The sequence below is a fragment of the Candidatus Thiodiazotropha sp. AKIB8 genome (assembly GCF_058244675.1).
On record NZ_JBSYOO010000049.1, the window covers coordinates 43,438 to 65,191 of the forward strand.

The window sequence follows — 21,754 nt, forward strand, 5'->3', positions numbered from 1 at the left end:
TAATAAGTCATAGATTGCCTACCTGCTTAACTATGACTTACTCAGGATTTCATAGTATTTATTGACAAAGTGGTGGTGAGGTAAAAAACAATGGACCTGTTTCATTGTATTTTATTTCGTCAAACCATACTTGATGATTTAAGTCGCTCCCATTCCTATACAATCCGAATTTAGGATATACAACCAGCTCTTGAGCCACTTCATTATTTGGTAAAACTGATTTTCCAATACTAATTTGGCCTCTATCAACAATGCTTTCGTAACATGTAGAAGAGGCTGATTTTCTCCATACTTTTAAATAACCATCCGATTCAAGTGATCCACGAAAAGACATAACAAAGTCTATCCACTCCCCCTTTCTTACTTCATTAGTGTCAGTATATAAATTAAGTGCAGGACCTGTAAGGGTGTCATCGTTTCTGACATTTACTCTTAATACACTATTGTCATTTAAATAAAAACCAATGATTGGGGTACCTGCATATTCTTGCCATACTTGAAAAAAACAAAGCCAAACATCTGGATCAGGGAATTCTGATTGAAAATTAATAGAGAATTTAACCCAGTACTGCTTTTCAAGTGGCAACCCATCAGCCAGCACTATTTCTGATCTGTTGATATCAAAACTGCTATTCGGAATACCATTTCTACTACTTGGTATATGTATCTTTACACTGCTTTGACCATTTCTAGATAACGAGGTATATCTAATAGGGAGGTAAGCCCCATTTTCATGACTTAGCAAATATTTTTCATCATTTATTGAATCGTCTATCCAGTAATAATTATTATCTACAGTACTACGATACGCATTTTCATTATCAATATAAGCCTGCCCTGCACTTACCTTTCCCACAAATAACAAAAATATCAAAATACATATATTTTTCATTTATTTTTCAATCCCTTAGACCAAACCATACTACATATTTAAGTTCCTTAATCATCCCAGAATACTTTAGAGTTAACTAATAAGCTGTAGTTATTTCACTCCTGCTATATCCCAGGATTCCATTCTATGATATTTATAAACATCCCATCAAGTGTACAACGAACCTCCAAACAGGACAGCTCACAAGACCACTTGAACAATTACATATTGAATACGCGCTAAATCACTAGTGCCGCATAACTAACTGTATCAATCAACCACAAACAACAAGCTTTACACCCCGGGATAGATACTACCTTTATCCTCAACCAGCAACACATAATAGAGGTAATTCATACTATTTTATCCTTATCCGCTAGGGACATCACCCTATCCTATAGCTTTTGTTATAACGAAAAGGGATGACTATATTCATGCTTACTGGAGAGAAGTGACAAAAACAGATTAATCTGAGGATATTATTACAAACAATCTGAACTCAGCAGCCAGAAGACAAAGTTGATTATAATTGATACTTCTGTTGAAGACGGTCAGCGATCAGATCGTAGCCTTTGAACCTCAATTCAGCTATCTCACTACTCTGCTCATATATTCTATTGAGTTCAGCCAGCACGACTCCACCATTCCCGCTTAGCAGATCCTTACTAAAAAAGGCCTCAACCAGAGCCATATGAACTTTGTAAGACTCTATATAAGCCTCACTCTCTCTGTTACCGTAATTAATTAGTGACTTTTCGAAGATGATATATCGATTCAGAAGTCTTATGTGTTGCGCCCTGTTAAAGTATAGCTCTGCAACCTCAGGAGCAGAACAACTCCTGGCAATCGTTAACAGCTCTTTGCTGGTAAAAGCAGGTTCACTTAATTGCAGATCATGGCATGCAGGGTGCTCTTGTGCAGATGCACCCGCTATAAAAACAAAAAACAGAACAATAATCCAATGCATAGCAACCACTCCCAATTTAAAGATTTTATTACAGCTACATTACAAAAACTTATAGCTGATAATTAAAATCGTGCAAGTGGTTATATTCCCGTAGGAATTAAATTAACTTCCCAGCAAACAACTTTGTACCTATAGAATAACTCGAATGCCTACCATTGCAGCTAAACAAAAAACAAGACAATTAAAACAGAACTACCTTACTTGAAGCAGGTAAATGGCAAACATGTCATCATCATCCACCCAATATTTTATCTCATCATAGCCACAGTCTGATGCCATTTTGATAAACTCTTCTGGAGTGTACTTGTATGAATTCTCGGTGTGCAGATATTCGCCAGCCTCAAATTCAAATTGGTGATCATCAATACGCAGGATATGTTGACGAGTGCTCATCAGATGCATCTCTATTCTACCTGCATCGCTATTATAGAATGCTTTATGCTGAAAGTTTTCCGGATTCAACTCCGCATTCAGCTCTGCTTGCATTCGATTCAGCAGATTAAGGTTAAATGCTGCCGTCAAACCAGCTGCGTCGTTATAAGCAGCATCTAAAAGACCCTTGCTCTTTTTGGTATCAACACCAATCAGTAACATGCCACCTTTACCCAAGGTAGTATTCGCCAAGCGCAAAAACTCAGCAGCATCTCTGCGGCTGAAGTTTCCAAGGCTCGAACCTGGAAAAAACAACAATCTTGGTCCGTTTGGCACCTCTTCTGGTACAGGCAGAGAGTGGGTGTAATCAACACACGCAGCACATATTGGTAACCAGGGAAACTCTTCTGCCAAAGAGATCGCGCTGGACTTCAGATAATCAAAAGAGATATCCATCGGCACGAAAGCTGAAGGCTGTAGATAATCCAAGAGTAGTCGTACCTTACTGGCACTACCCGCCCCAGGCTCAATCAATATACGCCCCCTGCCTGTGTACTCTGATATCTCGTTGGCAAGCTGTTCAAGCATGCGTCGCTCAACTGTTGGAAGATAGTACTCCGGCTGTTCGCAGATCAGGTCAAATAGCTCCGAGCCGCGTTTATCATAGAAAAACTTTGGTGGTATCGATTTCTCTGCCTTGGAAAGACCACTTACAACAGCATCGTAGAGACTTGACGAGGCGGGTTTATGATCGTGAAATGAGATATTTTCCATCAGACATCCTCCGCTAGACGCAGCCCGGTAAAGGCCCAACGCTCATCGGGGTAAAAAAAGTTTCTGTAACTTGCACGACTGTGCCCTGTAGGCGTGACACAACTACTGCCTTTCAACACCATCTGATTTGACATGAATTTACCGTTGTATTCCCCCATTGATCCTTCAAGGGGTTTAAAACCGGGATAGGCCGTATAGGGAGATGCCGTCCAGGCCCACAGATCGCCATACCACTGACCACTCTCTCCTGCTGGCCGGGGATGAAGCAGGCTCTGATCTGAAAAATGGCCATTGACAGGCAGTTCACTCAGCATGCTTTCCAACTCTGTTTCAAAGGGTAACCGCTTACCCGCCCATCTTGCATAGGCATCGGCCTCGTAGAAACTCAAATGAGAAACCGGCTCATCAGAACTCAGCATGCGCAAACCACCCAGAGTGAACTGCGTCCAGCCTCCATTCTGTTGCCAATAGAGTGGATGTTGCCACCCTTCGCGCTGTAGAAGCGCCCAGCCATCGGAGAGCCACCATTCTGGTTTCCTGTATCCCCCGTCTTCAATAAAGGCCAGGTACTCACCATTGGTGACAAAGCGGTCAGCCAATCGATGCTCTCGCAAGAGCACATCATGCCGGGGTGTCTCGTTATCATAAGCAAAGCCATCCCCACTATTACCAACCTGTTGTACCCCCCCTGCACGATCTACCCAGACCATATCTCTGACCTCACCAACAGTTTCAGGCAGATCGTCTCGATAAGCAGGAAATATGGGATTTACAGAAAAATTATGTTTAATGTCCATCAGTAGCAGCTCCTGATGCTGCTCCTCATGATTAAGGCCAAGGATGACTCTGAATGCCAATGTTTTCCACTGGGACTCTTCTATCTCAGTCATCAGCTGAGCCATAGCATCATCCACATACTTACGATAGAGATAGACCTCTTCTACTGTCGGACGTGACAGCAGACCGCGATTCGCTCTGGGATGCATCTGCCCATGAGTGTAGTAATAACTATTGAACAGGAAATCAAATTTGCTGTTGAAGGGTTGATAGTGACTGTTGAAGTGGGGCAGGACAAAGGCTTCAAAGAACCAGGTAACATGCGCGATATGCCACTTAGGTGGACTGGTTTGAATAATTGATTGAATCTGATAATCGTCGACGGACAACGGTGCGCACAGGGTTTCGGTATAACTGCGTACACGACGATATTCAGATATAAGCAGTTCCCGACTGGAATCTGTAGAGACACTGGTATCCATATGGGCATTTATTCTTTTTCAGGTGTCTGTATATATTGGCAGATTCTCCTGCATCACTTTGAAAAACATACCATGAGAAAAACAGGGATAAATTGTTTCCAAATTAGAGAACTTCACCATCCAACCAATTTGTCTGTGAAACTTAGTGACAATGAGATCAAGTAAAAATTCTGCTTATTTTGTGAATCTTTGATTTATATCCCGTATAGTCCCCATCTTTCCCAATAACTCCACTATTTGTGTTGCTTCTTATACGGCTTCATGGCAATGTGAATTCAACTCTTATGAGATTAACTTTCAAGGAACAGAGAGAATTCCCAACATCAAAGGAAAGGTGTACCCCACATCTTCACCAATAAGACAATGCTGCAGCAATTGAAATTAAAACCGGATTTCCTATCGGCCTGGTTGCGCAATCCGCGACAAGTTGGTGCCGTATTACCCAGTAGTGGCGGCTTGACCAGTGCTATGGCCTCGCAGGTCAATAATAGTAAAGGACTCACCATAGAGCTGGGCGCTGGAACCGGTGCTGTCACCTCAGCCCTGCTCGATAAGGGCGTTACCCCGGAAAAGCTTGTGGTGGTGGAAAAGGATCAGATTTTAGCTAAAAAACTGGCCCGCCACTTTCCCACACTAAAAATATTGGAGGGTGACGCAGCCCGTCTGCAACAGCTCCTGAAGCAATCTGAGCTGGGACTGGCTGACAATGTAATATCAAGTCTACCCCTGTTAAGTATGCGAAGTCATACCCGAATAAGGGTACTGTGTGAGATTTTCAATAGCCTTCAACCCGATGGAAAACTGGTTCAGTTTACCTACTCCATAAAGCCCCCCATCCATAAGCAACTCGCCAATGCACTACAGATTAGTGGTAGTCGCATCGACCGTGTACTTTGGAATCTACCGCCCGCCCATGTCTGGGTCTATAAACGGGCAAAACCGAACGAATATAATTAAGGGCACCTCTATCGATTGATATCAACAGGATTTCTCTGATCAAGTGATCGATTGCAAAAGCAATAGCATTCAGGAGCGATCCAATGGCGAATGAAGAGATGCGCCACGCGTTCTACACAAACCTGGCTTCCATCCCGGCAGGCCGCTACTGCAGCTACGGTGACATGGCAACACTATGTGGCGTGCATGTCCGTCAGATACTCGCCTGGTTACGCACCCTCCCAGCAGACAGCAACTTACCCTGGTACAGACTGGTCACTGGCCAGCAACGGATTGCAGACTACCCTGGTAACGAAAAGCAGCACCGGTTACTCGCAGAGGAGGGGTTGATAGCGGCAGAGAATGGCAGGTATCCAACTGAGCAGAGATGGCCAGAGTGACAATCTCATTTCAAGATAAATCGATATCTTTTTAACCTAAAATACAATTCTGCTCAGCAACTGATAACTCAGATGGGTAATCAACATCTTGCAGAACACCCGGATCATCCGTTGGCATTAACTCTAACTCTTTGGGATAGTCCTGGAGTAGCTGCCGCCCTCCCCGATCCCCATCTAATTCACTCAGCTGATCCCCCCAAGCGCCCGAGAAACCAACAGGATGCCCCCGCTTACCACCATAGCCAGGGGCAACCATGGATGCCCCTTGATCTAATCGCTCCGCCAAAGCAGCAATCGTTTCTGACTTGATCCAGGGCATATCAGCCAATGCAATCAACCAACCCGCAGCATCTATTGTGGCCCTGACAGCCAATGAGAGACTATCTCCCATACCTGCACCAACAAGCTTGTTCTCGATAATTCTAAAGCCCAGCTCCTCTAACGACTTTGCCAGACCTCTATCCTCAGGACGAACTACCGCAACCCCGCGAGGAACAGCTGATATCAGGTGTCGGGCAGATACAATCGCCATTGCTTCACCGTTGGATAAGGGGTGCAGCGACTTGCTCGATCCAAACCGGCTTCCACCTCCTGCGGCCAGCAAAACAGCGGTTAGCGGTACCATTTCAGACCTCCATGCTCACACCGACTCCGGCATGATTACGAATTGCGGTGATTTCAGCCATGATCGACAAAGCAATCTCAGCTGGACGTTTACTGCCAATGGAGAGTCCGGCAGGGGCATGTATGCGAGCAACCTGAGCCTCATCATGGCCAAGCTCCAGCAGGCGTAAATGTCGTTTTTCAGCACTGCGTCTGGAACCCAGCGCACCAATATAGAAGGCCGCAGTGCCCATCGCAGCACTCAAACCAAGATCATCCTGACGGGGATCATGGGCCAAGGTAACAATCGCTGTTCTGGGCGCATCACGCAGCCCATTCACCTCATCGTCAGGCATAAGTTTTGAGTAGCGCACCCCACTCAGCGGATCTTGATCAATAAACTCATCCCTAGGGTCGCAGATAGTGACCCGATAATTAAGCGACAACCCCATGCTGGCAAGATATCTGGCGATCTGTCCATCACCGATCAACAGTAATTGCCATGCTGGGCCGAATACCTTGACAACCCTCTCATCAGTTACCCTGAACTCGACCCCGGGTTCTGCCTCCAGCAGACTGACTTCACCTGACGGGAGTTGAATCTGACGTGAGACCAAACGATCCTCTGCCAGCAGATTTAGCAGTATTTGTAGATTTTCTGCAGATTGAACACACTCCACCAGCAACTCCAGGCGACCACCACAAGGCAGTCCCAGACGCTCCGCTTCAATTCGCTCAACCCCGAAATCAACCAGTACAGGCGTCTCCGCCCCCAACTCACCCGCCCGGTGTCTAGCTATCAGAGTCTCTTCGACGCAACCACCGGAAACCGATCCCAGGGATCGCCCATCACTATGGATAGCCAACATCGAGCCGGGAGGCCGGGGGGATGACCCCCAGGTACGCAAAACTGTAACCAGGGCCACCCGCGCACCCTCTACCAGCCAATCCACAGCAGTACGCACTACATCGATATCATCTGAAACCGGATTCACAACTTCAGGATAGGTCATCAACTCAACCGCAATGGCAACTGACGTAAACGCTGGCCTGTTGCCGCAAATACCGCATTTGCCACTGCAGGGGCAATAACCGGAGTAGCCGGCTCTCCAACTCCTGTGGGTGGTTCGGCGGATGCGACAATGTGTACTTCCACCTCCGGCATCTGATCGATACGCAATACCCGATAGTCATTAAAATTGGACTGCTCAACCGCACCATTTTTGAAGGTCAACTCACTAAACAGAGCCGCTGACAGACCGAATCCCATCCCACCCTGCATCTGTGCCTCGATGATGTCCGGGTTGATCGCAATTCCGCAATCCACGGCTATCACAACTCGATCGACAGTAATTACACCGCGTCTTACAGAGACTTCTGCCACCTGGGCCACATAGGAGTTGAAGGATTCATGGACAGCGATACCCCGACCACGATTTCGACCCAGGGGCTCTCCCCACCCGGCCTTCTCCGCCGCCAAGTTCAATACAGCGAGATGCCGTGGATGATTGCCCAGCAGTTTCCGGCGATAGATCAAAGGATCCTCTCCCGCCTTGATCGCCAACTCATCGATGAAGCACTCGACCGCAAAAGCGGTGTGGGAAGAACCCACAGAGCGCCACCAAAGCACTGAAACCGGCAACTCTGGAGAGTGGAGATCCACTTGAATATGCTTAATCTCATAAGGTAGATTCGCTGCACCTTCTACCGAAGTCATGTCGACGCCATCCTTCACCATGACTGACTCAAACGGGGTGCCTTTAAGAATCGACTGACCTACGATACGCTGCTCCCAGGCATGGGGAGCACCCTGCTCATCCTGGGTGGCGCGCATACGATGCAGGTAGATAGGGCGATAATATCCTCCATGGGTATCGTCCTCACGGGTCCAGATCATTTTCACAGGGGTACCCGGCTTGAGAGACTTGGCGATATTTACCGCCTCTAGAACATAGTCTGCGGCAGGGTTAGCCCTGCGGCCAAATGAACCGCCTGCATAGAGCATGTGGATATGCACCTGCTTAGGCTCAAGACCCAGCAGCCCCGCAACCTGCTGTTGATCACTGGTCTGCATCTGCTCACCATTCCAGATGTCACACCCCTCTGCATCGATACGTACTACACAATTCATCGGTTCCATTGCAGAGTGGGAGAGAAAAGGAACGCTGTATTCCGCCTCCAAAACAGATTCAGCAGCAGCAAGCACTGTCGATGCACTACCCTTTTTGGTTGCTTCTAACCCTGGCTCTTGGGCCATCTTTCTATAATCATTGAGTATCTGCTCAGAACTCTTATCAAAGGCGCCAGAATCGTCCCAGGTCACAGAGAGGCGATCCCTGGCAAGCTTTGCACCCCAGAAATCATCTGCAACCACCGCCACCCCGGTGGATAGCTCAACAACTTTACGCACCCCTTTGACCTCTAAGGCCTTAGCAGAATCCACCTGTTTGACCTTCATGCCGATCTTGGGTGGATGCAGCACCAGTGCCGTTAATAGACCGGGTAGATCCATGTCCTGAGTAAACTGAGCCTGACCGTTGATCTTCTCTGCAGTGTCCTTGCGAGGGATACGTTTACCGATCAATTTGAATGACTTGGGATCTTTCAACTCAACACTCTCTGGCACCGGTTGCTGAGCAGCCAGCTCTGCCAGGGCACCAAAATCAGCCTGACGACCAGTTGGGGAGTGTTTAATCACGCCGGATGAGACTGAGATTTGATCAGCTGGCACCTGCCACTGTTTTGAGGCAGCCTGAATCAACATCGCTCTTGCAGCTGCCCCAGCTCGCCTCATCTGCTCCCAGGAGTTGGCCATTGCGGTACTTCCACCCGTACCCTGCACCTTGCCCCAGAAAAGATTGTTATAACGAGCAGCATCCGCAGGTGCACCCTCCACTCGCACCATATTCCAGTCAGCATCCAACTCTTCCGCGACCAGAGTAGCCAATCCGGTATAGGTACCCTGCCCCATCTCCAGATGCTTCGAAATCACCGTAACAACACCCTCTTTGTCGATACGTAAAAATGCATTCGGAGAGAAATCCCCAGCTGCCTCAGGTGCTGTACCGGCAATTCCCGGCCCGGCCTGCCGCTGTTCAGCCATAACCGTCGGAATGACACCCAGGGTCAAACCGGCCAAAGAGACTGCACTACCAGCAAGAAAACGACGACGACTCAAGTTAACGATATGCTTTGTGTTCATGAGTGACCTCCGGTGAGCTTGCCGGCAGCCAACTTAATCGCTTCCCGAATCCGTGCATAGGTAGCACATCTACATAGATTGCCCTGCATTGCCTGATCAATATCGGCATCACTGGGCTTTTGATTCCGCTGCAGCAGTGATGCTGCAGACATAATCTGCCCCGACTGACAAAAACCACACTGCACCACCTCCAGCTCTTTCCATGCTGCCTGTACCGCTTCACCTGCCGGGGTAGCCAACCCTTCGATGGTGGTAATCTCTTTACCTACCGCATCCGATACCGGCGTGATACAGGAACGAACTGCTGCACCATCCACATAGACTGTACAACTACCACACTGCGCTATACCACAGCTGTACTTGGTTCCTGTAAGACCCACATGATCTCGAATCACCCACAGCAAAGGCATTTGCAGATCGATATCAAGGGTATGACGGACGCCATTAATAGTCAGATTTATCACCTCAACCTCCTCATCTCTTCGAAACCCGCTCAACTGATTTTTTTAGTTTTAAACGAGTCCTGGGGAAAAAAGATATATGTCGCTTCGACATATAATAGCTGATTAAGTTGAATCAAAGATCTTTTCCATTTACAAATTAACACCATTTACTTCAGTGTTATTGAGATCATTGTTAAATCTTTCAATTGGCTGCTAATTACAGCAATGCTGATTGTGCAGAATCCCCTAAGAGGGACAATGTTACTCAATCCCTACCCTACTTCAGAAATATTGTTATTCCACACCGATCTTGAAACGCTTACCTCCTCTCTGTAGCAGCATATCCAGCAACAGCATGTGACAAACATCATCAGCCATCCCGGTAATATTCCACAGCCAACTTGGTATCTGATTCGGTAGCTTAATACCCAGTTCGATCAGGGATCGTTCTTCAAGGGAAAATCCAAGTAGCTAAAGGATCTTTACTCACATTAATCTATCTTTATTGGGATAAATCATATGGATATTTGTAAAAAGAGTACCAAAGCGGTACGCATTGCGCTCTACTGCACCGCACTGAGCGTTCCAGGGCATCTGTTGGCAAAAGAGCTACCTGTATATCATGCAATTGACAATGGCATCTCTGAGGCTCAAGCCTATCAATTTTCAAAATCGCTACAGGTCGACCCAGAACTGATCGACCTGGAAACTTTCCATCGCACAGGAAAAATCGGCTACATCGATCTTGCTCGGCACCAATACATTCCGACACGTATAGTGGGCCAAGGTGAAGCGGACGAGGAGAAAAAATCGACAGTTCTTGAACAGATTGACTTCGATGCCTTGTCCATGATCCAACCGATAGACGAGGATGTTGTTCTTCATCTGTTGGAAACCTCCTTAAAAGAGGCGGATATACTGCCGCAGGCCTATAAACCCTACATACGCCACACACAGTTTGAAGCCGTCGATAAAGAGGGCAAAACAATAGCTGATGCAATGGTCGATACAAAAGTAGACCTGCAACTCTACACTGCAGGCTTACCTCTGATCGGGCCAGGCGCAAAAATTACTGCCACTGTCGGCGCAGATGGAGGAACAACCCAATTCAACTATGCCAACCGTATCTTGGAAGAGGGTGAATATGTACCTGTAATCAGTCACACAGATGCAAAAAGAGAGTGCCGACAACGGATATTGAGTAGTAGCCAGAAGAGCACACTCGACAAACTCAATATAACGACTCAGTTAGTCTACTACGCACCTTCCTTGGATATCACTTCTGTAAAAACCATCCAACCTCATTATGATTGTGGTGGTACAGCAGTCGTAGATGGTGAGATCGTTAATCTTTTACATGAACTGATACCTGCTATAGAGAGTACGGCCTATGTAGCGGATGTCTCAATCGATGCAACGGTTAAAGGTGAAGTCATCAATGCAAAGGTTGATATCAATGGCGGCCAGCCACCATACCAAGTAGATTGGAGTGCGGATGGTGCAAAGCCAATCAACCGCAACGGTACCGCTATCTCCTTTGCTCAACAACAGAGAAAAGGGGTCAACGAAGAAGTCATAACCGTTAAAGTTACAGATGCCAATGGTATCGAATCGCTGGCAACGACAACAATTGCACTACCGAGGGTATCTCAATCCTCAGACTCAAAGATTGCTGAATTTTTTAACACGGCAATAACTTCACTACTCCATAATCTGATACCTGCAGTGGAAGCAATCGGCGGCATCACAGACTATGGTACAGAGAACGCAGTAACCAATCAGTTTGGTGATCTTGAGCAAGGATTTATCGATCGCATGCAGACTGCCGGTGTAACAGAACGTTTCAGCTGGTCAGGAACCCTCGCATGGGAACAGGACTTCAAGGCGAGTTCAGACAGCAGCTGGATCGACAACACAGACATGACCTTCTATGTCGGACACGGTTATGGTGGCGGCTTCACATTTGAAGACACCACACACGACGATGGCACTCTCGATTATGATGATGCCACTGGTGATTGGGGCGATAAGGACTTGGAGTGGCTCGCCCTGCTCTCTTGTCAGGTGCTGAAGGATGATTGGAGCGGCATGTCTCGCTTTGATCGTTGGAAGCAGGAGTTTGATGGCCTGCACCTGCTACTGGGTTTTCACACCAATGCCTATGCCTGGAGCAGCTTCTCTGGTGAGTTTGCAGACAACATGCTGAAAAGCAGCCCCATGACTGTAAAAACTGCCTGGTTTGAAGCAACTGACACAGACCAACCTGCGAGTGTAGTACCCGTCGTCATGGGCGTACTGGATAACAACGGCATGTCCAATGTAAATGACTACTTCTGGGGCAAAGGATCAGTTGGCCCGGATATCAGAGATGGCGACATCATCGGCTATTGGAGTATTAAAGTCCTTTAATTTGATTCAATGATTTTTATAGTAATAACCAACCCGATTCAGATCTCTGAGTCGGGTTTTTTAGTATGGCGTTGCCAATAAGGCTTACTACTTCTCAAAGTAAAATTAAAACCAATCCGTAGTGGGCTCTGATGAATCATGCAAGTGAAAATAGTGCTCTCTCACAATCAATCCATGCTTTTAAGATCATGCTATAAAACATACCTTGTTTGCTAAAAAGCTCTACCCCACCATAATCCGTTCGAAGTCTAGCTAGGGCCTGTTAACACTAATTGAATCGGCCCTAAATCAAAAGCAGCCTTTCCAAGATTTTATTGAATAACAATAAATACAGGAAAAACATCATTAAAGGGCTAATAGTATAAACTACCCAGATGAGTAATCGCCTCATCATGCACATCGACCTGGATGCCTTCTTTGCCTCCATCGAACAGCGGGATCATCCTGAATATCAGGGACGTCCGCTGGTCGTCGGCGCCGCACCAGGTAATCGGGGCGTAGTAGCAACCTGCTCCTACGAGGCTCGGCGCTACGGTGTTCACTCGGCAATGCCGATTAGTGAAGCTGCCCGTCGTTTACCCCCTGAAACTGTCTATGTTCGACCCAGCATATCCCGCTATGTCGAGGTTTCACGGCAGATCATGTCAGCTCTTGAGAGCATATCGCCAGTGGTAGAGAAGGTCTCTGTGGATGAGGCTTACCTGGATATTTCAGGTATGGATCGGTTAATTGGCACACCGGAGACGATAGCTCAAAGAGCAAAGAATCTAATCTGTGAAACTGTCGGACTAACCGCTTCAGTGGGCATCGGCCCCAACCGTCTGATCGCTAAACTTGCCTCGGATTTCCAGAAACCCGATGGACTCACGGTGGTATTGCCAGATGGTGTTATAAATTTTCTCGATCCACTGCCTCTTACCGCTCTTCGAGGACTGGGATCAAAGAGTGCTCCGAAACTTCAACGCATCGGCTTGCGTACAGTAGGCGATGTAAGACAGCTCTCCCTACTTGATCTTAGACGCCATTTAGGCAATCTTGCTGGCACCAGAATCTATGAGCAGGCCAGGGGTATCGCTTCGGACAAAGTCCATAGTCTAGCCACTCGAAAATCGATCTCCAAGGAGACCACCTTCAACCAGGACATCACCGACCTGGAGATCTTACGAGAGACACTCCATTGGGCTGCCCAGGAAGTAGGCTATATCGCACGCCAGGAGAATCGAATAGGCAGACAAGTAACGCTCAAAGTCCGCTATAGCAACTTTGAAACGAACACCCGTATCCGAGCTTTCACAACACCAACTTCAGAAGACCACAAGATCTTTCAACAGGCCTGGAAACTCTTCTTGGCCGAACACCGAACCGGACAAGCGGTACGTCTGATAGGACTCGGCATTACTGGGTGGGATAGTGAAACGAACCCACTCGATCAGGGTGACCTGTTCCACGAACAGGTATCTGAACCTGACCCTAAGCAAGGTCGCCTCTACGAAACAATTGATGAAGTCAGCAACAAGTTTGGAAAGAGATTGATTCGTTTGGGTACTCAGCGACATAAGACTTGAGCTTTTACTCTAACGGGCACACCTTTAACCTTACATATTTTGTTGATTAATTAACAACAACAAAAAGTGGACGTTCTCCATTCAGCAGCTAAACTTGAGAAAAATAATAAAAACAACTTATTAAAATAGAGTTCAATGAGTTGCAATTGAACTGGCAAATTACACTACTAAAAACAACAATCTGGCGTTAGCACACCAATAATTATAGTGGTCTCTTACAGAGATCTATATTAGCGCCTGCTTCTGGAGGATTCAAAATGGAAACCACCGCCTATACAGGTAGTACTAAATGGGATGAACTGGCTGTCAATAAGATCGAGTTTACTGAACCATTCACATGGCTAGCCAAAGGCTGGAAGGATATGCGCGATGCTGGACGTTATAGCCTCACCTACGGTTTAGGAATCGTGTTGATCAGTGGGCTACTGACTTATGCGCTGCTTGCGACAGGCAACCATTTTCTCTTACCTTTCCTTGTTGCAGGATTCTTTCTCATTGCACCATTTTTAGGCATTGGCCTATATCAAATGAGCGCTCATCTGGAAAAGGGAGAACCGCTCAAATCCTGTAACGCAATCGAAGCCTGGAAGAGCAATCATACCCAGATCAGCATGATCACAGCAGGTTTTCTGATCATCACTCAACTCTGGATTGCCTCTAATTTCATACTATTTGCCCTGTTATATGAGGGTATTTCACCCCCCATAGGCAACTTCATCAACAATGTATTCCTTTCAGAAAAAGGGATGATCTTCTCTTTAGCAAGCATCACTGTCGGTTTTTTCTTCGCCTGGTGCGCATTTGTAATCAGCGCCATTACTGTACCTATGCTGATAGATCGCAAGGTTGATGGATTCACAGCAATCCGTTTCAGCATAAAGTCGGTACTGAAGAATATGCCAGCCATGATGCTGTGGGCTTTTCTGATCGTCCTGATCGTGGGCACTGGTCTGATTACATATTATATTGGGTTAATCCTTGCCCTACCCATAATTGGACACGCAAGCTGGCATGCTTATCGCTCTCTGGTTCCAACAACATATTAACCCGGCGACTAAGTATGTTGTCTTCAGCCGATGTTGATTCAAGCGAGCATAAACCACCAATGGCGCTTGTAGTCTGGGCCCTAGGGGAGCCCCGCTACTGGGCCAGGGTGTCTGTTGATAGTCGAGATTGATTCGCTACGCTACGGTGTCAGCGTCACTTCGCACCTTTAGAAACCCCGGGTTCCAAAGGCATCATCTTATTCGAGTCAGCCCCGTTTGGCCGTTCCTGCACCTCTCCTTGTAGCCAGCCATATAGCTGTCAAGAACAGCACCACATCACACTGGAGCACCCCAGATTGATATTTGCTGACTATAAATCCAATTAATTGCCTAAAATCAATGCCAGTGCAATCAAATTAGGCTACCAAGAGAGGCCAGCCCCAACAGAAGTGGGCACATCTTAGATAAAGTGGCTAAACTTAAGCAAAATATGGACGCTTTGCTTTAATGCCACAAATAAGTTCTACTTCAAGGGAGCCTGACTCCAATTTCATTGTCATAACAAAAAGTAATAGACGACTACTGATTTAGATGCATTTCACTACATTTTCCAAACCTGCCACTTACTGCCTATTGGCCGTGGCCATGCTGATAAGCAGTTGCAGCATCCCTCCCCCATTGGTAGAGCGTATCAAAGACTCAGGTGAACTGAGAGTGGTTACTCGCAACAGCGGCACAACGCTCTATGAAGGCTCTGAGGGGCTGACAGGTCTTGAGTATGATCTGGTGCAACTGTTTGCAGAAGAGTTAGGTGTCAAACCCCATTTCATAATTCCCGAACGCTTTGATGACCTCCTGCCAACGGTGTCAAATGGTGATGCCCACCTTGCAGCTGCAGGATTGACAGTTACCCCGAAAAGACAATCCAGAATCCGTTTTGGCCCCTCATATCAGGAGATTACCCAGCAAGTTATCTATCGAGCAGGCACTCACCGCCCACGTAAAATCGAAGATCTATTGGATAAGAAGTTACATATACTGGCAGGCAGCAGTCATGAAGAGGAGCTGCTACGCCTGAAGAAGACCTATCCAGTGCTGAAGTGGGTCAGCCATGATGATCTGGAAAGTGCTGAGTTGATGCAGATGGTGGAGGATAAAGAAATTGATTTCACCATTGCAGACTCGAATGAGTTCGCTGTAACACGACGCTTCATGCCTCATATCAAGGTGGGGTTCGATCTCACCAAGCCGCAACAACTCGCCTGGGCAATGGCCCATGCCGAAGATGCCAGCCTGTACCAAGCCATGGAGACATTTTTCGACCGTATCCGCGAAGATGGCACACTCTCCCAGTTGATTGAACGTCACTACGGTCACATTGGTCGTCTAAACTTTGTCGAGCTGCGAACTTTTGTCCGACATCTTGATAATCGACTACCAAAATATCAGACATTCTTCGAAGAAGCCGCTGCAATCACCGACATGGACTGGCGACTATTGGCAGCAATTGGCTATCAGGAATCCCACTGGAACCCAAAGGCCAAGTCCCCTACTGGTGTGAGGGGCATCATGATGCTGACTCTGGCTACTGCCAAGCAGATGAAAATCGAGAGCCGCCTCGATCCCAAGCAAAGCATAATTGGTGGTGCGAAGTATCTTCAATTTATCAAAAAAAGACTGCCAGAACGCATTCCAGACCCTGACCGCCTATGGCTTACTCTGGCTGGTTATAACGTTGGTTTTGGTCATATCGAGGATGCTCGCATTCTCACCGAGCAACTTGATGGCGATCCAGACAAATGGGTGGAAGTAAAAAAACACCTACCCAAACTGAGCCTGAAGAAGTGGTATAAACATTTGAAACGAGGCTATGCCCGTGGCAAAGAACCCGTTAATTATGTTGATAACATTCGGGCCTATTACGAGCTGTTGAAGTGGCAATTACGGCAAAGAGAAGCTGCCAAAAAATCCAACAACGAAGATGATTCTAATCACGTTTTATCCATCACCCCAGATGCGTTGTAACAATAAACGTGAGCCAGTTACAGATTCACGAATGATCCCTTAACCATTCACTCCATAGCAGTAATAATTCTTCAGAAACAGCGGCCAATGCTGGTTGCTTAAGCAGTGTAATCGCTGATTCAGGCATCAGGCACCTGCCTCCAGCCTCACTGAAAATCAATCGACCCGCAACATAGTCCCAGAGTGACTGCCCACCATGATGATAGATCTGCGCTCGACCAGCTGCAAGCCAACACCAATCGAGGGCAACAGAGCCAATACTTCTTTGAGAGCGGAATGGTGGCTTTGATACCAAAGCCATAGCAAGTTCAGGCTGCAATCTCTTAAAATCGACCAATGCAATAGAATCATTTAACGACTGCTGCCGGTTGCTCAATTGCAGAGGTGTACCGTTTAGCCAGGCTCCTCTCCCTGCTTCAGCAGAAAAACACTCCTCGCGTACAGGATCGTAGACGACACCCAGTACAACTCGTCCCGATTTGACCAGTCCCAGGGAGATACTGAACAGCGGGAATCCAGCAGCAAAGTTAGCTGTACCATCCAGTGGATCGAGGATCCACAGACCGGTGTCACTGCTGGAGAGAAGAGACTCCTGCCGCTCAGGCGTCATCTCCTCACCCAGTAGCGGAATATCAGGCCAATATTGCTGTAGCGACTGACTGAGCGATTGCTGACAACCAAGATCAGCCGCAGTGAGTAGACTGCCGTCAGCCTTCTCTTCTGCACTGACATTTAGAAATCTCGGCAAGATCTCTTCAACAGCGGCTTGTTTAACCAACGAGGTAACGTTACTAAGTTGAGGTAGTTCAATCATTGACTTCGCACCCAGATTGATAACCGGCGTAATTGTAAAACAGTCTAAAGCCAATCTGTCAATTGCAGTCCAAATCCTAAACGATGACTCTTGGCATTATAATCGATCAGACTCTCACCATAACCGTGGAAATACTGCAGATAGCCGCGCCAACGACCATACAGCGGAAAACTCCAGTCGAGCTGGACGGTATCTCTGTTCTCTCCATCGAACAGGTTCCTTAGCAGAAGACTGAAGGTTTGATTCTGTTTTTTGTAGAGCCCTTGAATCTCATACCGACCTAGGAAGTCATCAATATCGGGATTATCGTCGTTATCCTCAGGGATTCGATACCAGGGCTTGAAACCAACGAGAAGATTGTTTTTCTCAATGAGAAAGTTTGCATAGATACGATTCCAGCTTCGCGAAAGAAAGCCACCCTGACCGTTAGACTGGTGAACAACTCCAAATTGGGTCAGGGCGTTACGCCAACCATGTATCTCCCACTCCCTGGGCCAAATATCAGGCACAACCACAAACAGTTCCGGTTCATGGTTGGTCTCCCTGAAGGGTGATGAAATATCCTGGTTATAGGCCTGCCAGTATGAGAGATTGGTATAAGCGGCATAGAGATCGACATCGGTGCCGAACAGACCTTCAATTACCGGCATTTTGTAACTAAGCTGAAATTTTATCTCCCAACGGTCGAAATCCGACTCAGGTATATTATATATATCGGCATTCGGTTCAGCATTGTATGAAGCCAGCAGTACATAGTTCTGTTTATGCGGCGACAGAACAAATGGATTACCCCGCGTTGCCCGTTCTGCGTCCAATCTGTTAGCAACCAGAGACTCAGATGTCATCTCTTGCTGCAACTCAGTAGGCGGAGTTAACTGCTCATCAGCAGATTGCACCACCGGATCTGTATCACATTCAGCCCTCAAGTCAGCAACTGACAGAGTTGGCGCTGCCGACTCCAGCTGTTTTAAAAGACAACGTTGGTAATCATTCAATGATTCGGCAGCCAGAGGTAGATGAACAAATAGAGTGCCGCAAACAAAAAAACGCAGCAGCGGTTTGAATACAACAGATACAGCTGGCATGAAAACTAATCTCTCACTTTGGATTTAGCACGTTTACGTCTGAAAAAGTTCTGCAATAGCTTTGCACTGCGCTCCTTTAACAAACCTCCATCAACCTCGACACGGTGATTAAATCTATCATCTGTGGGTAATAAGTCGAATACACTGCCTGCTGCCCCACCTTTAGGGTCAGGTGCTGCGTAGACCACCCTCTTTACACGAGCATGGACAATTGCACCAGCACACATCGGACAAGGCTCGAGGGTAACATACAAAGTAGTGCCTGGTAGACGGTAGTTGCACTCATGAACAGCCGCATCTCGCAGAGCAACTATTTCAGCATGCGCTGTTGGATCGTGACTACTGATCGGTTGATTCCACCCTTCACCAAGTACACGACCCTGCCTGACCAGCAGCGCACCTACAGGTACCTCACCCTGCTGCTCAGCCCTTTCAGCCAATATCAGGGCATGTTGCATGAAATGCTCGTCTAGTGTTGACATTAAAAATGATCTTTAACTGAATCCACTTGAATAATTACGGCAAGAAATCCAGCTCTGACACAGGGCTGCACAAGCCTATAGCTCTCGATAGAACAAATCATACCATTATTATTATTAATCATATAGTTAAGTAACACTAAATTCGTCTGTCCGGCCAGATTTTCGATCAAAACCTGCCTATTCAAGACGTAGATCACATGCAAAAGTACGCTAATGCGAAGAGCAGCTGTGCATTTTGGCGACAAGATGTCTGCTGATGAGTTGTTCAGAGGCTCCTCATTTCAGTTTTAAAAAATCATTACAGAGATCTGCAATACCACTCTAATTAATCCTGTAGAGATAGGGTTTCATATGCGATCGATGAATGAAAATTTTTGTGACTTTTACTGGATTACTCTATTTGGCATCATCCAATTAACCTATGCTACAGACGGATCAGAACAATAAATAGTGATCAGAATACGATTTCGCAGCTTGCGTAGAGTTACAAATCCTCTGATCTCGCAGATCCAATAGAGCTGTCATACTGTTTTGTGACTCAATGCATTATGCGGATAAGACGGATATTGACCTGCTCAGATGGGCCAACCCCTCATCCTCATGCGACGAGCAATATCACTATGGCACTAAATATTCCAACAGGAGATAGAGATATGTCAGTCGCAAAAGTCACTGAAATTACCGCCACATCCAACAAGAGTTTTGATGATGCTGTAACCAAAGGTATCAAGCGAGCAAATAAAACCCTAAAGGGTATAAAAGGGGCCTGGGTCAAGGACCAAAAGCTATCCGTTAGTGACGGTAAAATCACTGAATACCGTGTCACCATGAAGGTAACGTTTGTGTTAAAAGATTAGCAGAGACAACCCACCTGAATAGTTACAACTATGACTATACCTTAGAGCAGTGCTTTTCAACTGCATCAATATGTTTATAAATAAATGATAGGAGAGCAAGAATGGGGCTATTTGATTTTGCATCAAATTTCGGAAAAAAACTGTTTGGCAAAGATGATGATCCTGCTGAAAAGATCAAACAGCAGATCGAAGCGGATAATCCAGGAATCAAGGATCTAGATGTCCGCTATGAGGACGGCAAGGTAGTATTATCAGGAGACGCAGAGAGTGCCGATGCGCTGGAAAAGAGTGTCTTGATCGCAGGCAATGTCAAAGGCGTCAGCGAAGTAACTGCCGATGCAGTCAACGCACCAGAGCAACTGGCCAAGGTGGAGTACTACACCATTGAAAGTGGCGATACGCTATCAGCAATAGCAAAGCGATTCCTTGGTAAGGGGTCCGACTACCCGAAAATCTTTGAGGCAAATCGTGAAGTCATCAAAGATCCCAATCTCATCTACCCTGGCCAGAAGATCCGCATCCCACTCGACTGATCTGAATTTATCTAAATAATATTTTTTCCGGAAGCGCTTAAGTAAACAAAACCTGATTACTCTCCTTCCTGTATCCAATACCCCCTCTCCATGGCAGAGAGGGGTTAAGTATTTACCCTGGAAGTATCTGCCAAATAAGCAAAAACATATTAAGAATTAAATGACTAATCATGTGCAATATGAGGCCCATCTCGACTATACTATTTGAATTCCCTTCTTGAAGGGAGTACCTCGCTTATCGCGTCGATGGACGCCGCTTTAGTATTTATCTAACCACGACAAAGCAAGGTGAAATAGGGTTCAATACCTATGGATAACTTAATTCACACAAGGATAGAGTAACGCCAAAGAGACAGGTTTAGCAGCAAATGATAAAAAAGGTCACAACTACCATTTCCTTACTAGGAATATTGAGTTTTGCAGCTTATTTTATCAACTCACTTCTATTTACCCCTCCCCAACCGCCCTACAAAAAGGAACTCCTTGTATACTGTGGTACCACTCTGATCAAGCCCATGTCTGAGATCGCTTCGATCTTAGAGGAGCGTGAAGGAATCAAGATATCGATCATCAAAGGCGGCTCAGGCAATCTACTTAAATCTATCAGATTCAACCGCATCGGTGACCTCTACCTACCCGGCTCAGAGTCATATATAAAACAGGCCAATGATGAGGGTCTTATCAGTGAATCGATCCATGTAGGATACAATAAGGCTGCATTGATGGTGCGCAAGGGCAATCCAAAAAAGGTAAAACCTGATTTGAGTGAACTACTACGTCCTGACCTCTATGTCGTTTTAGGGAATGCTGATAGTGGCAGCATCGGGAAAGAGACTAAAAAAATCCTCTCTTCGGCCGGTTTATTAGAGAATGTCATGCTCAACGTGAGAGAGTTGACCACTGACTCAAAACGACTTACCGATGTCATTAATAATAGCGAGGCTGACCTGGTCATTAATTGGTTCGCACCGTCCACTTGGCCTGAAAACTCGAATTTTATTGATACACTCCCCATTGACGAACAGTATGCAAACAAAAAAAGATTAGTATTAGGTTTACTAAGTACCGCAAAATATCCAAAGATAGCACGACTATTTTTGGATTACGCCTCCTCCAAAGATGGAATAGACATATTTAACCGTTATGGACTCTATAGCGTTGATTAAAAGC

General features: G+C 46.4%; 20 protein-coding genes. 9 read left to right on the forward strand and 11 right to left on the reverse strand.

Annotation, left to right across the window (positions count from 1 at the left end):
* Positions 1 to 58: 58 nt before the first annotated feature.
* From AC4IFB_RS17010 to egtB, 4 genes are all read right to left on the reverse strand, one after another.
* Positions 59 to 892, reverse strand: coding sequence for a heparin lyase I family protein (locus AC4IFB_RS17010; protein ID WP_490780787.1), 834 nt, complete (start codon positions 890 to 892; stop codon positions 59 to 61).
* Between the two features lie 502 nt (positions 893 to 1,394).
* Entirely contained in the window at positions 1,395 to 1,838 is a 444-nt protein-coding gene (locus AC4IFB_RS17015; protein ID WP_490780788.1) for a hypothetical protein, read from the reverse strand.
* A 192-nt stretch (positions 1,839 to 2,030) separates the two neighbouring features.
* The gene (egtD, locus tag AC4IFB_RS17020) at positions 2,031 to 2,984 is read right to left on the reverse strand and encodes an L-histidine N(alpha)-methyltransferase (protein ID WP_490780789.1); all 954 of its coding nucleotides are present in this window, start codon (positions 2,982 to 2,984) and stop codon (positions 2,031 to 2,033) included.
* The gene (egtB, locus tag AC4IFB_RS17025) at positions 2,984 to 4,243 is read right to left on the reverse strand and encodes an ergothioneine biosynthesis protein EgtB (RefSeq protein WP_490780790.1); all 1,260 of its coding nucleotides are present in this window, start codon (positions 4,241 to 4,243) and stop codon (positions 2,984 to 2,986) included. Before egtB ends, egtD begins: the two co-directional genes overlap by 1 nt.
* 363 nt (positions 4,244 to 4,606) lie before the next feature.
* On the opposite strand from egtB, the gene AC4IFB_RS17030 reads away from it, so the two are divergent.
* The gene (locus AC4IFB_RS17030) at positions 4,607 to 5,200 is read left to right on the forward strand and encodes a class I SAM-dependent methyltransferase (protein ID WP_490777879.1); all 594 of its coding nucleotides are present in this window, start codon (positions 4,607 to 4,609) and stop codon (positions 5,198 to 5,200) included.
* Between the two features lie 83 nt (positions 5,201 to 5,283).
* Positions 5,284 to 5,580: an MGMT family protein gene (locus tag AC4IFB_RS17035; protein ID WP_490780791.1), complete on the forward strand. Its 297-nt coding sequence runs from the start codon at positions 5,284 to 5,286 to the stop codon at positions 5,578 to 5,580.
* Between the two features lie 31 nt (positions 5,581 to 5,611).
* Here the strand turns inward: AC4IFB_RS17035 and AC4IFB_RS17040 are convergent, their stop codons facing one another.
* From AC4IFB_RS17040 to AC4IFB_RS17055, 4 genes are read right to left on the reverse strand one after another with little or no spacing between them, the layout of a single operon-like run.
* Positions 5,612 to 6,205, reverse strand: a complete 594-nt coding sequence (locus tag AC4IFB_RS17040) for a nucleotidyltransferase family protein (protein ID WP_490780792.1) — start codon at positions 6,203 to 6,205, stop codon at positions 5,612 to 5,614.
* A 1-nt stretch (position 6,206) separates the two neighbouring features.
* Positions 6,207 to 7,196 carry an XdhC family protein gene (locus tag AC4IFB_RS17045; RefSeq protein WP_490780793.1) on the reverse strand — a complete coding sequence of 330 codons (990 nt, stop codon included), beginning with the start codon at positions 7,194 to 7,196 and terminating at the stop codon, positions 6,207 to 6,209.
* Positions 7,196 to 9,385: a xanthine dehydrogenase family protein molybdopterin-binding subunit gene (locus AC4IFB_RS17050; RefSeq protein ID WP_490777875.1), complete on the reverse strand. Its 2,190-nt coding sequence runs from the start codon at positions 9,383 to 9,385 to the stop codon at positions 7,196 to 7,198. The genes AC4IFB_RS17045 and AC4IFB_RS17050 overlap by 1 nt, the downstream gene beginning before the upstream one ends.
* Positions 9,382 to 9,849 carry a (2Fe-2S)-binding protein gene (locus tag AC4IFB_RS17055; protein WP_490777874.1) on the reverse strand — a complete coding sequence of 156 codons (468 nt, stop codon included), beginning with the start codon at positions 9,847 to 9,849 and terminating at the stop codon, positions 9,382 to 9,384. The genes AC4IFB_RS17050 and AC4IFB_RS17055 overlap by 4 nt, the downstream gene beginning before the upstream one ends.
* 498 nt (positions 9,850 to 10,347) lie before the next feature.
* Between AC4IFB_RS17055 and AC4IFB_RS17060 the strand changes: the two genes are divergently transcribed.
* From AC4IFB_RS17060 to mltF, 4 genes are all read left to right on the forward strand, one after another.
* Positions 10,348 to 12,237: a DUF6345 domain-containing protein gene (locus AC4IFB_RS17060; RefSeq protein WP_490780794.1), complete on the forward strand. Its 1,890-nt coding sequence runs from the start codon at positions 10,348 to 10,350 to the stop codon at positions 12,235 to 12,237.
* Between the two features lie 374 nt (positions 12,238 to 12,611).
* Positions 12,612 to 13,802 (forward strand): DNA polymerase IV, encoded by a 1,191-nt coding sequence (gene dinB, locus AC4IFB_RS17065; protein ID WP_490780795.1) that lies wholly within the window; start codon positions 12,612 to 12,614, stop codon positions 13,800 to 13,802.
* Positions 13,803 to 14,059: 257 nt separating this feature from the next.
* Complete coding sequence (locus tag AC4IFB_RS17070; RefSeq protein WP_490777871.1) at positions 14,060 to 14,848, forward strand: DUF2189 domain-containing protein; 789 nt, start codon at positions 14,060 to 14,062, stop codon at positions 14,846 to 14,848.
* Between the two features lie 531 nt (positions 14,849 to 15,379).
* Entirely contained in the window at positions 15,380 to 16,813 is a 1,434-nt protein-coding gene (mltF, locus tag AC4IFB_RS17075) for a membrane-bound lytic murein transglycosylase MltF (protein ID WP_490777870.1), read from the forward strand.
* 25 nt (positions 16,814 to 16,838) lie between these two features.
* Here the strand turns inward: mltF and AC4IFB_RS17080 are convergent, their stop codons facing one another.
* The 3 genes from AC4IFB_RS17080 to tadA are packed head-to-tail and all read right to left on the reverse strand — an operon-like array spanning position 16,839 to position 19,194.
* Complete coding sequence (locus tag AC4IFB_RS17080; RefSeq protein ID WP_490780796.1) at positions 16,839 to 17,627, reverse strand: inositol monophosphatase family protein; 789 nt, start codon at positions 17,625 to 17,627, stop codon at positions 16,839 to 16,841.
* 44 nt (positions 17,628 to 17,671) lie between these two features.
* Positions 17,672 to 18,712, reverse strand: coding sequence for a phospholipase A (locus AC4IFB_RS17085; RefSeq protein WP_490780797.1), 1,041 nt, complete (start codon positions 18,710 to 18,712; stop codon positions 17,672 to 17,674).
* 5 nt (positions 18,713 to 18,717) lie between these two features.
* Positions 18,718 to 19,194: a tRNA adenosine(34) deaminase TadA gene (tadA, locus tag AC4IFB_RS17090; protein ID WP_490780798.1), complete on the reverse strand. Its 477-nt coding sequence runs from the start codon at positions 19,192 to 19,194 to the stop codon at positions 18,718 to 18,720.
* 653 nt (positions 19,195 to 19,847) lie between these two features.
* Between tadA and AC4IFB_RS17095 the strand changes: the two genes are divergently transcribed.
* The 3 genes from AC4IFB_RS17095 to AC4IFB_RS17105 all read left to right on the forward strand — a co-directional run bounded on the left by AC4IFB_RS17095 (position 19,848) and on the right by AC4IFB_RS17105 (position 21,750).
* Positions 19,848 to 20,051: a dodecin family protein gene (locus AC4IFB_RS17095; RefSeq protein WP_490780799.1), complete on the forward strand. Its 204-nt coding sequence runs from the start codon at positions 19,848 to 19,850 to the stop codon at positions 20,049 to 20,051.
* Positions 20,052 to 20,152: 101 nt separating this feature from the next.
* Positions 20,153 to 20,584 (forward strand): peptidoglycan-binding protein LysM, encoded by a 432-nt coding sequence (gene lysM, locus AC4IFB_RS17100; RefSeq protein WP_490780800.1) that lies wholly within the window; start codon positions 20,153 to 20,155, stop codon positions 20,582 to 20,584.
* Between the two features lie 368 nt (positions 20,585 to 20,952).
* Positions 20,953 to 21,750 carry a substrate-binding domain-containing protein gene (locus tag AC4IFB_RS17105; protein WP_490777864.1) on the forward strand — a complete coding sequence of 266 codons (798 nt, stop codon included), beginning with the start codon at positions 20,953 to 20,955 and terminating at the stop codon, positions 21,748 to 21,750.
* Positions 21,751 to 21,754 lie beyond the last annotated feature (4 nt).

Coding starts and splice junctions, on each gene's coding strand:
- AC4IFB_RS17010 (WP_490780787.1), bottom strand. CDS start 892: ATGAAAAATATATGTATTTTGATATTTTTGTTATTTGTGGGAAAGGTA.
- AC4IFB_RS17015 (WP_490780788.1), bottom strand. CDS start 1,838: ATGCATTGGATTATTGTTCTGTTTTTTGTTTTTATAGCGGGTGCATCT.
- egtD (WP_490780789.1), bottom strand. CDS start 2,984: ATGGAAAATATCTCATTTCACGATCATAAACCCGCCTCGTCAAGTCTC.
- egtB (WP_490780790.1), bottom strand. CDS start 4,243: ATGGATACCAGTGTCTCTACAGATTCCAGTCGGGAACTGCTTATATCT.
- AC4IFB_RS17030 (WP_490777879.1), top strand. CDS start 4,607: ATGCTGCAGCAATTGAAATTAAAACCGGATTTCCTATCGGCCTGGTTG.
- AC4IFB_RS17035 (WP_490780791.1), top strand. CDS start 5,284: ATGGCGAATGAAGAGATGCGCCACGCGTTCTACACAAACCTGGCTTCC.
- AC4IFB_RS17040 (WP_490780792.1), bottom strand. CDS start 6,205: ATGGTACCGCTAACCGCTGTTTTGCTGGCCGCAGGAGGTGGAAGCCGG.
- AC4IFB_RS17045 (WP_490780793.1), bottom strand. CDS start 7,196: ATGACCTATCCTGAAGTTGTGAATCCGGTTTCAGATGATATCGATGTA.
- AC4IFB_RS17050 (WP_490777875.1), bottom strand. CDS start 9,385: ATGAACACAAAGCATATCGTTAACTTGAGTCGTCGTCGTTTTCTTGCT.
- AC4IFB_RS17060 (WP_490780794.1), top strand. CDS start 10,348: ATGGATATTTGTAAAAAGAGTACCAAAGCGGTACGCATTGCGCTCTAC.
- dinB (WP_490780795.1), top strand. CDS start 12,612: ATGAGTAATCGCCTCATCATGCACATCGACCTGGATGCCTTCTTTGCC.
- AC4IFB_RS17070 (WP_490777871.1), top strand. CDS start 14,060: ATGGAAACCACCGCCTATACAGGTAGTACTAAATGGGATGAACTGGCT.
- mltF (WP_490777870.1), top strand. CDS start 15,380: ATGCATTTCACTACATTTTCCAAACCTGCCACTTACTGCCTATTGGCC.
- AC4IFB_RS17080 (WP_490780796.1), bottom strand. CDS start 17,627: ATGATTGAACTACCTCAACTTAGTAACGTTACCTCGTTGGTTAAACAA.
- AC4IFB_RS17085 (WP_490780797.1), bottom strand. CDS start 18,712: ATGCCAGCTGTATCTGTTGTATTCAAACCGCTGCTGCGTTTTTTTGTT.
- tadA (WP_490780798.1), bottom strand. CDS start 19,194: ATGTCAACACTAGACGAGCATTTCATGCAACATGCCCTGATATTGGCT.
- AC4IFB_RS17095 (WP_490780799.1), top strand. CDS start 19,848: ATGTCAGTCGCAAAAGTCACTGAAATTACCGCCACATCCAACAAGAGT.
- lysM (WP_490780800.1), top strand. CDS start 20,153: ATGGGGCTATTTGATTTTGCATCAAATTTCGGAAAAAAACTGTTTGGC.
- AC4IFB_RS17105 (WP_490777864.1), top strand. CDS start 20,953: ATGATAAAAAAGGTCACAACTACCATTTCCTTACTAGGAATATTGAGT.